This is a genomic window from Streptomyces diastaticus subsp. diastaticus (assembly GCF_011170125.1).
Classification (GTDB): domain Bacteria; phylum Actinomycetota; class Actinomycetes; order Streptomycetales; family Streptomycetaceae; genus Streptomyces; species Streptomyces diastaticus.
In genome coordinates, this window is record NZ_BLLN01000003.1 from 590,207 (window position 1) to 601,685 (window position 11,479).

Below are 11,479 nucleotides of genomic sequence, written 5' to 3' on the forward strand. Positions count from 1 at the left end.
GGTCACGCACGGTCGGGCCGCAGGTGACGGGGGGCGGGCCCGTCGTGCGGACCCGCCCCCCTCGGCCCTGGCGCTCAGCCGCCCTGCGCGCCCCGACCCCTGAGCCGCGGCGGCCGGGGCAGTCGTGCCGACGCCCCACGGCCCCGTTCCCGCAGCCGCCCCCAGTGGTCGGCCGCGGCCCACCTCACCCGGACGGCGGAACGCGGCAGCAGCAGAGCGCGCAGCCGGGTACGGCGGGAGGCCCGCAGGCGCAGGGCGGCCCTGACCCGGCCGACGTCCTCGGCCAGCCCGGCCACCGGCGCCGGACGCGGCGCGTACAGCTCCTGCTCCACCGCTCCCGCCAGCCGGTGCACGGCCTCGGCGGCCTCCGCGCCCGGCTCGGCGAGCCGGACGAGGCGTTCGGCCGCCCGGCGCGGGGTCAGCGCCTCGTCCGGCCGGATGCCGTGGTCCCAGGCGGTGTCCGTCATCTCCCGCCAGGCCGCGAGCGCGGGGACCCCGCGGCCGTCCGTACCGCCGCCGGCCGGGGTGAGCCGCAGCGCACGGGCCCGTCGCCGCCACAGCATCGGGCCGAGCAGCGCGGCCGCCGGCAGCAGGACGCCGGCGGCCGCGCCGAGCAGGGTGCCCCACGGCGGACCGCCACCGCCCGCGGCCGCTCCCGCGTCCGGGGCGTCGGAGCCGCACTCGCCGAGTGCCCGCTCCGCGCGAGGGCAGTCCGGGTCGTCGCTCGGCCGGGCGGAGGGCGTGGCCGGCTCCGACTCCTCGGGCTGCTCCGGGTCGTCCACCTCGCTGTCGGGGACCTCGGGCCGGGTGTAGTCGGGCACCGAGCCCCGGTTCGGGGTCGGCTCGAACCGGGTCCAGCCGATGCCCTCGAAGAACAGCTCCGGCCAGGCGTGCGCGTCCCGCAGCCCCACCGACATCTCCCCGGAGCTCTTCGCCGTGCCCGGTGTGAAGCCCACCGCCACCCGCGAGGGCATGCCGAGGGTGCGGGCCATCGAGGCCATCGCGAAGGAGAAGTGCACGCAGAACCCCTCCTTGTCGCGGAGGAACCGCGCGACGGCCTGCGAGCCGCTGCCCGCCCGCACCTGGGTGTCGTACGTGAAGCCGCCCTCCTGGGCGAACCAGTCCTGGAGCCGCACCGCCCGCTCGTAGTCGTTCTCGGCGCCCCGCGTCACCTGGCGGGCGGTCTGCTCCACCACGGCCGGAAGGGAGTCGGGAACGGCGGAGAACTCGTCGGGGAGCGTCTGCGCGGCCGCCGAGGAGTCGGCGACGGAGAGCTGGGCGGCGCTGGGCCGCACCAGCAGGCTGTCCACCGAGTACTGGGCGCCCCGCGTGGTCTGGTCGCCGTCGCCGACCAGGGTGCGGCCGACCGGCTCGAACCGCCAGTCGCCCGGCACCTCGACCCGGGTCGCCGGGTACGGCATCGGCAGCCAGTCCTGGACGTACCAGTCGGCCGCCGAGACGTTGGTGGCGATCTCGGTGACCGGGACGGCGCCCGCCAGACCGGGCGGGGGCGGCAGCCGGCCGGGCACGTCGGTCACCCGGCGGCCGGCCGGCTTCCAGGAGGTCCCGTCGAACTGGTCCAGGGAGACGATCCGCAGGTACAGGTCGTCGGTCTCCGTGGCGTTGGTGCGGTACTTCAGCACCTCGCGGTTCTCCGGCTGGTTCAGGCTGTTCTGGAGCGAGACCAGCGGGTTCACGGCCGAGATCGTGCCCCCGCCGCCCCCTCCGCCACCGCGACCGGGGCCACCGCCGAGCAGCCCCGTGCCCAGTGAGGGCAGCGCCAGCGGCACCACCAGGGCCAGCCCCAGTGCCACCGCGCCGATCCGGCGGCCCGAACGCGCCGGCGCCCCCGGCGTGCCCGTGCTCCCGGCGGGGGAGGCGCCACCGTGCGCCGGGCCGCCGAAGACCCGGCCCCAGCGGGCCAGCCGCTCCCGGCTCTCCGCCAGGAGCAGCACCAGGTACCCGGCGCCGGCCAGCCCGAACCACAGCGCGCCCGCACCGCCCTCCGACAGCCCGGCCGCCACCGAGTACAGCGCCAGCAGCGGCAGCCCCGCCGGGGCGGCGAGCCGGTAGGTCACGGCGAACGCGTCGACCAGCAGGCCGACCGCCAGCACCCCGCCCACCAGCAGCAGGGCGATGCCGTCGGTCAGCGGCGCGGGGCTGGTGAACCGGCCCACGTCCTGCACCCCGCCGCTGATCAGCGTCGCCAGTTCGCGTATCGACCCGGGGGTCGGCAGGAAGCCGAGCAACGCCTCCTCACGGGCGAAGAGCAGGGTCAGCAGCAGCGTCCCGACGATGAACTGGGCGCCCACCGTCAGCGGCCGGGCGAGCGGCACCCGGCGCGCCGCCACGCCCGTGCCCGCCATCAGCCCCAGCAGCACCGCGGCCTGCACCAGCCAGGCAGAGCGGTCCACCAGCGGCAGCAGCGAGGCCGAGGCGAGCAGCGGCGCCGCCCACGCGGCCAGGACGATTCCGTTCCGTCCGCTCACGCGGCACCCCCCGAGGACGACGAAGTGGTACGCGGCCGGGCCGGCCCCGCCGGCCACGGCGCCCCGGCCCCGCCCCACAGGGGCGCCAGCGCGACCCCGGGCGGCACCGGGACCACGGTCCAGCCCGCCTCCCGCAGCAGCCGGGCCCGCGCGTCGAGGGCCTCCGTGCCGCCCTCGCCCGCCCAGACCCGGGAGTCCAGCAGGAAGGCCACCGCGGTCGAGCCGGGGCGCCTGACGCGGGCGGCCAGAGCGGTCTGCTCCTCGTCGAGGTCGCCGAGGAAGGCCACCAGCAGGGCCTCCCCGCTCTCCCCGATCACCTCGTGGGCCCGCGAGAGGCCGGCGCCGTCGGAGTGCCCGACCACCGCGAGCAGGTCCATCAGCAGGGCGGCCGTCTGCCCCGACCGGCCGCCCGACGCCGGCGGGGAGCCCTCCGCGGGGACCGCGTCGCCGGTGTCGGTCACCAGCCGGACGGTCACGTTCTGCTCCAGCAGGTGGAGCAGGGCCGAGGCCGCGCCCGACACCGCCCACTCGAAGGCGGAGCCGGGGCCGGAGCCGGCGTAACCGGCGGCCCGGGTGTCGAGCAGGACCGTGCAGCCCGCCCGGTGCGGCTGCTCCTCGCGGCGGACCATCAGCTCGCCGAGGCGGGCCGTGGAGCGCCAGTGCACCCGGCGCAGGTCGTCGCCGTGCCGGTAGCCGCGCGGGATCAGGTCGTCCTCACCGGCCAGCGCCAGCGTGTGCTGCCGCCCCTCACCGAAGCCGCGCGCCTCGCCCCCGGGCCGCAGCGGAGGGAGCCGTTCGACGCGCGGCACGACGGTCAGCGTGGACTGCCCGGAGAAGGCGCGGTTCAGCTCGCACATGCCGAACGGGTCGGTCAGCCGCAACTGGAGCGGGCCCAGCGGGTAGCGGCCCCGCAGGTCGGAGCGGACCCGGTAGGAGACCTCGCGACGGCCGCCCGGCTCCACCCGGTCCAGCAGGAAGCGCGGGCGCGGCCCGAGCACGTACGGCACCCGGTCCTGGAGCATCAGCAGGCCGGTCGGCAGGCGGGAGACGCTGTCGACCCGGAGCGTCACGCGGGCCTCGGAACCGGCCGGGACCTGCGCCGGGACGAGCTGCCGGCTGCCCTCGACCCGGTGCCGGGTCCGGTACAGGAACACGGCGCAGAGCAACGGCAGCAGGGCCAGCAGCAGACCGACCCGGAGCAGGTCGCCCTGGCCGAGCAGGTAGGCGCACAGGGCCGCGGCCAGCCCGGCGGCCAGGAACGAGCGGCCCCGGGTGGTGAGTCCGCCCAGTGCCCCGCGCAGCCCGCCCCGCTCCTGGTCCTGGCCCGCGTCGGGGTCGGGGCCGGGCATCACATGCCCCGTGGTGCGGAGAACGGGCGCCTGCCGTGCGGCACTGAACCGTTGGACGAGCCGGGCACCGGGGTGCCCTGGACGATCTCGTGGACCAGTTGTTCGGAGGTCCGGCGGGCCAGCTGGGCCTGGGCCGTCGGCAGCAGCCGGTGTGCGAGGACCGGCCCCGCCAGCGCCTGCACGTCGTCGGGGAGGGCGAACTCCCGGCCGGCCAGCGCGGCGGCGGCCTTGGCGGCGCGCACCAGGTGCAGGGTGGCGCGCGGCGAGGCGCCCAGCCGCAGCTCGGGGTGGCCGCGGGTGGCGCCGACCAGCGCGACGGCGTAGCGGCGTACGGCGTCCGAGACGTGGACGGCGCGGACCGTGTCGATCAGCTTGAGGATGTCGTGGGCGTGGGCGACCGGCTGGAGGTCGTCCAGCGGGGAGGTGGCGCCGTGCACGTCGAGCATGCGCAGTTCGGCGTCGGGGGAGGGGTAGCCGATGGAGACCCGGGCCATGAAGCGGTCGCGCTGCGCCTCGGGGAGAGGGTAGGTGCCCTCCATCTCGACCGGGTTCTGCGTGGCGACCACCATGAACGGGCCGGGCAGGGGGTAACTGTGGCCGTCGACCGTGACCTGGCGCTCCTCCATCGACTCCAGCAGCGCGGACTGGGTCTTGGGGGAGGCGCGGTTGATCTCATCGCCGATGACGATCTGCGCGAAGATCGCCCCGGGCTTGAACTCGAACTCCGCGTGCTGCTGGTCGTAGACGCTCACGCCGGTGATGTCCGAGGGCAGCAGGTCGGGGGTGAACTGGATGCGGCGGACCGAACAGTCCACCGATCTCGCCAGCGCCTTGGCCAGCATCGTCTTGCCGACGCCGGGCACGTCCTCGATGAGGAGGTGGCCCTCGGCCAGCAGGACGGTCAGGGAGAGCCGCACCACCTCCGGCTTGCCCTCGATCACCTCCTCGATGGACCTGCGCACCCGTTCCGCGGTCGCGGTCAGATCTGTGAGGCTCGCTCGCCCGTCATAGGTCGTCACCCGGCCCTCCTCGGCCCCTTGTCGGGCCGGTGCGCGACGGCGCGGCCGGACCCTCCCCGATCAGCGGGCAGTGCGTACGGCCGGGGGGCCGTCGCACGATGCCTCCTGCGCATTCTTGTTGCCGCCGAGGGCGTGTGTCACTCGCGCCGGGCGACCGGTGGCGGTTTGTGGCGGATTGCCGTGTTCGGCGAGGAGGGTACGGGCCGACGCGCCGTCAGGCCGGGTCGATCTCCGTGAGCGCGCCCGTCTTCACGTCGAAGACGAAACCGCGCACGTCGTCGGTGTGCAGGAGGAACGGCGAGGTCCGCACCCGCTGCATCGACTGGCGCACGTCCTGCTCGACGTCGCGGAAGGACTCCACCGCCCACGTCGGCCGCTGACCGACCTCCGCCTCCAGATCCTGGCGGAACTCCTCGGTCAGGCTCTCCAGGCCGCAGTTGGTGTGGTGGATGAGGACCACGCCGCGGGTCTCCAGCGCGCGCTGGCTGATGGTGAGCGAGCGGATCACGTCGTCGGTGACCACGCCGCCCGCGTTGCGGATGGTGTGACAGTCGCCGAGCTCCAGGCCGAGTGCGGCGTGCAGGTCGAGGCGGGCGTCCATGCACGCCACCACCGCCACCTTCAGCACCGGACGCGCGTCCATGCCCGGATCGGTGAACTTGGCCGCGTACCGGCCGTTGGCCTCGACGAGGCGGTCGGTGACATGGGGGCCGGCCTGGGAGGGGCGGCCTTCGGTGTGTGCGGGAGTCGACATGGATACGAAGGTAATGCGCACGGCCCCGCGCGAGGGGCGCGGAAGGGGGACAAGAGCCCCCACAGCCCCTCTTGTGAGGTAATCCACACGGCGCGGCCCGGCCGCTCCCACCGCCCCGGGTGACGCACGGAGCGGCTGATTGACCGCCGGGAACAGTGGACTAAAGTGACGCGAAGTGGCAGGGGCGACACGCCCTCGCCGCGCCGGGGAACCATCGAACGGCCCCCGCGAGAACCCACGCGTGCGGTGCGCGTACGGCGGCTCCCGGCCGCTCGCCGATGGGCGGCACCCGGGACCGGGGACGGAAACACCGGGCGGCGCCGCCCCCGGCGGACACCCGGTCCGGCCGTGCGGCCCCGCACCGGACCGAGAGGGCGCCATGCCGGTGCGCGACGCAGACGAGACGGACGGCGTGCCGAGCGCCGTCGGCCACCAGGCCCCGGCCCCCGAGGACGGCAACACCCGCCACGTCCCGGTGATGCTCCGCCGCTGCCTGGACCTCCTCGCCCCGGCCCTCGCCGAACCGGGCGCCGTCGTCGTCGACTGCACCCTCGGTCTCGGCGGCCACAGCGAGGCCCTGCTCGCCACCTTCCCGGCCGCCCGCCTCGTCGCCCTCGACCGCGACAAGGAGGCCCTGCGCCTCTCCGGGGAGCGCCTGGCGCCGTACGGCGACCGCGCCACCCTCGTCCACGCCGTCTACGACGAGCTGCCCGAGGTGCTGGAGCGGCTCGGCATCCCGCGCGTCCAGGGCATCCTCTTCGACCTCGGCGTCTCCTCCATGCAGCTGGACGAGGCCGACCGCGGCTTCGCCTACGCCCAGGACGCCCCGCTCGACATGCGGATGGACCAGACGACCGGCATCAGCGCCGCCGAGGTCCTCAACACCTACGCCCCCGGCGACCTGGTCCGCGTGCTGCGCGCCTACGGCGAGGAGAAGCAGGCCCGCCGCATCGTCTCCGCCGTCGTCGACGAGCGCGCCAAGGAGCCCTTCACCACCAGCGCCCGCCTGGTCGAGGTCATCCGCGAGGCCCTGCCGCAGGCCGCCAAGCGCACCGGCGGCAACCCGGCCAAGCGCACCTTCCAGGCGCTGCGCATCGAGGTCAACGGCGAACTCGCCGTGCTGGAACGGGCGATCCCCGCCGCCGTCGCCTCCCTCGCCGTCGGCGGGCGCCTCGCCGTCCTGTCGTACCACTCGCTGGAGGACCGACTGGTCAAGCAGGTGCTCGCGGCCGGGGCCGCCTCCACGGCGCCGCCCGGGCTGCCGGTGGTACCCGAGCGCTACCAGCCACGTCTCAAGCTCCTCACCCGTGGCGCGGAACTCCCCACCGAGGAGGAGGTCGCCGAGAACCGGCGCGCCGCCCCCGCCCGGCTGCGCGGCGCCCAGCGCATCCGCGAGGAGCACCAGGGGTGAGCCGCCAGGTGGGCGGGCCCGAACTGCGCGGCCGTGCCGCCCGGCTGGCGCGGCTGCTGCCCGCCGGCCCGGCGAACGCCGCCCGGGCCCCGTTCGTGCTGCTGGTCGTGGTCCTGCTCGGCGGCGGCCTGATCACCCTGCTGATGCTCAACTCCGCGCTCAACGAGGGCTCCTTCACCCTCAGCGAGCTCAAGCGGGAGACCACCGAGCTGACCGACGAGCAGCAGGCCCTCCAACACGACGTCGACGCCCACGCCCGGCCGGACGCGCTGCGCCGCCGGGCGGAGGCCCTCGGTATGGTTCCGGGCGGCATCCCGGTCTTCGTCGACCCGGACGGCACCGTCCGCGGCGTCCCGAGCCCCGCTCCCACCCCGGCCGTCGCCAAGCCGCCCCCGCCGGCCTCCCCGCCTTCGCCCTCACCGTCCGCCGAGGCACCCCCCTCACCCGGCGCGGCCCCGGCCCCCGGCTCCGGCGGCACCCCGGCGCCCGCGCCGAGCCCGGCCCCCTCGGACCGCCCCGCCCCCGCCTCCCCGACCCCCGGCAGGTGACGCCGTGTCCGACAGGCAACCCCCGCGCCGCCGCGTCCCCGGCCCCGCCCGCCCCTCCGGCGCCTCCGGCCGGTCAGGTTCCGGCTCGGGCCGCCCCGGCGGTCCGGCCCGTTCCGGCACCGGGAAGGGCACGGCCCGCAAGCCCGCCGCGCGCCGCGCGCCGCGCGCCGGTCAGGGCTCCGGCAGGCCCGCGCCCCGGCCCCGGACGCCCCGCCCCCCGGCCAGGGCCGCCAGGCTGCGGCTCGGCAGGCCCCGGCCGCGGCTGCGGCTGGTCGGGTTCGCGCTGACCCTGGTGATGGCCGTCTTCGTCGGACGGCTCCTGCAACTCCAGGCCGTCGACCCGCAGGCGTACGGCGCGGCCGCCGCCGCCAGCCGCTCCTACAGCGGGGTGCTGACCGCCGAACGCGGGCCGATCACCGACCGCAACGGCGTCGAACTCGCCTCCAGCGTCGACGCGTACGACGTCACCGCCGACCCCTCGATGTTCACCCCGGAGAGGACCGGCGAGAAGGACGCGCCCCTCCAGGCCGCACAGATCCTCGCGCCGATCCTCGGCGCCCAGGCCGAGGAGCTGACCGCCAAGCTCCGGCGCGACGACACCAGGTACGTCGTGCTGGCCAGGCGTCAGACGCCGCAGGTGTGGAAGCAGATCAGGGATCTCAAGAACAGCTTCGCCGAGGAGTTCCAGAGGAGCGGGCGCCGGGCCGGCGACCCGGACAGGAACAGCGTCCTCGCCGGGATCTTCCCCGGCGCCACCAGCAAGCGCGTCTACCCGGGCGGCGACCTCGCCGCCGGGATACTGGGCTGGGTCAACGCCGACGGCAAGGGCGCCGGCGGCATCGAGGCGCAGTGGGACAAGAAGCTGGCCGGCGAGGACGGCCGGATCAGCTACGCCCAGGCGGGCGGCCGCCAGGTGCCCACCGCCGGCAGCGAGGAGGACCCCGCGGTCCCCGGCTCCGGCCTGGAACTCACCATCGACCGCGACATCCAGTGGGCGGCCCAGAACGCCATCTCCGAACAGGTCGCCAAGTCCAAGGCCGCCCGCGGCTACGTCATCGTCCAGGACACCGCCAGCGGCGAGATCCTGGCGCTGGCCAACGCCCCCGGCTTCGACCCCAACGACCTCACCCGCGCCGCCGCGACCTCGATGGGCAACGCCGCCGTCCAGGACGCCTACGAGCCCGGCTCCACCGCCAAGGTCATGTCGATGGCGGCGGTGCTGGAGGAGAACGCCGCCACCCCCGGCACCCACGTCACCGTCCCCAACCGGCTGCACCGCGGCGACCGCCTCTTCCAGGACGACGTCGACCACCCGACCTGGTACCTCACGCTCAACGGCGTGCTCGCCAAGTCCAGCAACATCGGCACCATCCTCGCCGTCGAACAGCTCGGCAGGACCCAGCCGGAGGCCAACAAGGTGCTCCACTCCTACCTCAGGAAGTTCGGCATCGGCCGCCCCACCGGCCTGGGCTTCCCCGGCGAGACCCCCGGCATCCTCGCCCCGCCCCAGGACTGGTCGACCTCGCAGCAGTACACGATCCCCTTCGGCCAGGGCGTCTCCGTCAACGCCCTCCAGGCCGCCTCGGTCTACTCGACCATCGCCAACGGCGGGGTCCGCGTCGCCCCCACCCTGGTCCGCGGTACCCACGACGGCGAGGCGTTCACCCCCGCGCCCGAACCGGAGAAGACGCGGGTGGTCAGCGAGAAGACCGCCAAGACCCTCGCCCTCATGCTGGAGTCGGTCGTCGACGACGAGGAGGGCACCGGCATCAAGGCCCGCATCCCCGGCTACCGCGTCGCCGGCAAGACCGGCACCGCCAACCGCGTCGACCCCGAGACCGGCCGCTACAAGGGCTACACCTCGTCGTTCGCCGGCTTCGCCCCGTCCGACAAGCCCCGTGTCACCGTCTACTGCGCCATCCAGGACGCCACGAAGGGCAGCTACTTCGGCGGCCAGATCTGCGGCCCCGTCTACAAGCAGGTCATGGAATTCGCCCTCAAGAGCCTCCAGGTGCCGCCCAGCGGCGCCAAGCAGGCCCGACTGCCCGTCACGTTCACCCCCGAGGACTGATCAGGAACCCCGTGGATACGATCACCCCCGAACCGGGGAACCACCGCCCGGCAGGCGACGACGCCACCGGACCCGCCGCCCCCTCATTTCGCGACCGGAGGGGTGCGCCCGGTACGCTCACCGCCGTGCCACTCGCTGATCACTCCGAAACACCGCAGGCCGCACTGAAGGGTGCTCCCGTGACCTACCCGGGGCCTCCGCGCCCGCTCCAGGTTCCCACCACCACGCTGGAGGAACTGGCCGGTCAGCTCGGCGTCGACGCCCGTGCGGCGGAGGACCCCGCCGCCGTCACGCTCAGCGGCATCACCCACGACTCGCGCGCCGTGCGCCCAGGTGACGTCTACGCCGCCCTGCCCGGCGCCCGCGTCCACGGCGCCGACTTCGCCGCCCAGGCCGCGAGCCTCGGCGCCGCCGCCGTCCTCACCGACCCGGCCGGCGCGGGCCCGGCCCTCGCCACCGGCCTGCCGGTGCTCGTCGTCGGCGACCCGCGCGGCCGGATGGGCGAAGTCGCCGCCACGCTCTACGGGCACCCCGGCCGCGACCTGCTCCAGATCGGCATCACCGGCACCTCCGGCAAGACCACCACCGCCTACCTCATCGAGGGCGGCCTGCGCGCCGCCCAGGAGGCCGAGGCGAAGGAGACCGGCGAGGAGATCCCGCCGACCGGGCTCATCGGCACCGTGGAGATGCGCATCGGCGACGAGCGCATCAAGTCCGAGCGGACCACTCCCGAGGCCACCGACCTCCAGGCGCTCTTCGGCGTCATGCGCGAACGCGGCGTCCGCGCCGTCGCCATGGAGGTCTCCAGCCACGCCCTGGTCCTCGGCCGCGTCGACGCCTGCGTCTTCGACATCGCCGTCTTCAACAACCTCAGCCCGGAGCACATGGAGTTCCACTCCGACATGGAGGACTACTTCCGGGCCAAGGCGCAGCTCTTCACGGCGGCCCGCTCCAGGCAGGGCGTCGTCAACTACGACGACGAGTACGGCCGCCGCCTGCTCACCGAGTCCGAGGTGCCCGTCATCTCCTTCTCCGCCGAGGGCCACCCCGACGCCGACTGGCGCGCCGAGGACGTGGTGGTCGGCAGCCTCGACTCGACCTTCACGGCGGTCGGCCCGAGCGGTGAGCGGATCAGCGCCCGTTCGCCGCTGGCCGGGCCGTTCAACGTCGCCAACACCCTGGCCGCCGTGGTCTCCCTGGCCGCCGCGGGCATCGACCCGCAGACGGCCGCCGACGGCGTCGCCGCCGTCCCCGGCGTCCCCGGCCGCCTGGAGCGCGTCGACGCCGGACAGCCGTACCTCGCGGTCGTCGACTACGCCCACAAGACCGACGCCGTCGAATCGGTGCTGCGCGCCCTGCGCAAGGTCACCGAGGGACGGCTGTACATCGTGCTCGGCTGCGGCGGCGACCGCGACATCACCAAGCGCGGCCCGATGGGCGCCGCCGCCGCCCGCCTCGCCGACCTCGCCGTCCTCACCTCGGACAACCCGCGCTCCGAGGACCCCCTCGCGATCCTCTCCACCATGCTCGCCGGTGCCGCCGAGGTACCCATCCACGAGCGGGGCGACGTCATCATCGACGCCGACCGGGCCGGAGCCATCGCCGAGGCCGTCGTCCGCGCCGAGGCCGGGGACACCGTCCTGGTCGCCGGCAAGGGCCACGAACAGGGCCAGGACATCAACGGCGTGGTCCGCCCCTTCGACGACCGGCTGGTGCTGCGTGCCGCCATCGAGCGGGCCGAGGCCCGCCGGGCCGCCGCGGACCGGCCGGGTACCACCCAGCAGGCCGCCGCGGCGGCCGCTGACACACAGGCAGCCCCCCAGAAGAACGCGGGATGA

At 75.3% G+C, this 11,479-nt stretch carries 8 protein-coding genes; 4 read left to right on the plus strand and 4 right to left on the minus strand.

Going from position 1 to position 11,479, the window contains the following annotated elements; genetic code table 11:
* Nucleotides 1–74: 74 nt before the first annotated feature.
* From Sdia_RS11040 to Sdia_RS11055, 4 genes are all read right to left on the minus strand, one after another.
* The gene (locus tag Sdia_RS11040; protein ID WP_229830577.1) at nt 75–2,489 is read right to left on the minus strand and encodes a transglutaminase TgpA family protein; all 2,415 of its coding nucleotides are present in this window, start codon (nt 2,487–2,489) and stop codon (nt 75–77) included.
* Nucleotides 2,486–3,838 (minus strand): DUF58 domain-containing protein, encoded by a 1,353-nt coding sequence (locus Sdia_RS11045; RefSeq protein ID WP_100453077.1) that lies wholly within the window; start codon nt 3,836–3,838, stop codon nt 2,486–2,488. Before Sdia_RS11045 ends, Sdia_RS11040 begins: the two co-directional genes overlap by 4 nt.
* A complete protein-coding gene (locus Sdia_RS11050; RefSeq protein ID WP_100453078.1) occupies nt 3,838–4,857 on the minus strand; it encodes an AAA family ATPase in 1,020 nt (339 codons plus the stop codon). The genes Sdia_RS11045 and Sdia_RS11050 overlap by 1 nt, the downstream gene beginning before the upstream one ends.
* A 214-nt stretch (nt 4,858–5,071) precedes the next feature.
* Nucleotides 5,072–5,611: a beta-class carbonic anhydrase gene (locus Sdia_RS11055; protein ID WP_100453079.1), complete on the minus strand. Its 540-nt coding sequence runs from the start codon at nt 5,609–5,611 to the stop codon at nt 5,072–5,074.
* Nucleotides 5,612–5,990: 379 nt separating this feature from the next.
* On the opposite strand from Sdia_RS11055, the gene rsmH reads away from it, so the two are divergent.
* The 4 genes from rsmH to Sdia_RS11075 are packed head-to-tail and all read left to right on the plus strand — an operon-like array spanning nt 5,991 to nt 11,479.
* A complete protein-coding gene (gene rsmH / locus Sdia_RS11060; RefSeq protein ID WP_100453080.1) occupies nt 5,991–7,022 on the plus strand; it encodes a 16S rRNA (cytosine(1402)-N(4))-methyltransferase RsmH in 1,032 nt (343 codons plus the stop codon).
* Nucleotides 7,019–7,570 (plus strand): cell division protein FtsL, encoded by a 552-nt coding sequence (gene ftsL / locus Sdia_RS11065; RefSeq protein WP_100453081.1) that lies wholly within the window; start codon nt 7,019–7,021, stop codon nt 7,568–7,570. Before rsmH ends, ftsL begins: the two co-directional genes overlap by 4 nt.
* Nucleotides 7,571–7,574: 4 nt before the next feature.
* The gene (locus tag Sdia_RS11070; protein WP_189499968.1) at nt 7,575–9,641 is read left to right on the plus strand and encodes a peptidoglycan D,D-transpeptidase FtsI family protein; all 2,067 of its coding nucleotides are present in this window, start codon (nt 7,575–7,577) and stop codon (nt 9,639–9,641) included.
* Between the two features lie 11 nt (nt 9,642–9,652).
* On the plus strand, nt 9,653–11,479 hold the full coding sequence (locus Sdia_RS11075; RefSeq protein WP_100453083.1) for a UDP-N-acetylmuramoyl-L-alanyl-D-glutamate--2,6-diaminopimelate ligase: 1,827 nt from the start codon (nt 9,653–9,655) through the stop codon (nt 11,477–11,479).

What these genes read in the sequence shown, in the direction of transcription:
- Sdia_RS11045 (WP_100453077.1), bottom strand. Translation starts at nt 3,838, where the DNA reads ATGCCCGGCCCCGACCCCGACGCGGGCCAGGACCAGGAGCGGGGCGGG.
- Sdia_RS11055 (WP_100453079.1), bottom strand. Translation starts at nt 5,611, where the DNA reads ATGTCGACTCCCGCACACACCGAAGGCCGCCCCTCCCAGGCCGGCCCC.
- rsmH (WP_100453080.1), top strand. Translation starts at nt 5,991, where the DNA reads ATGCCGGTGCGCGACGCAGACGAGACGGACGGCGTGCCGAGCGCCGTC.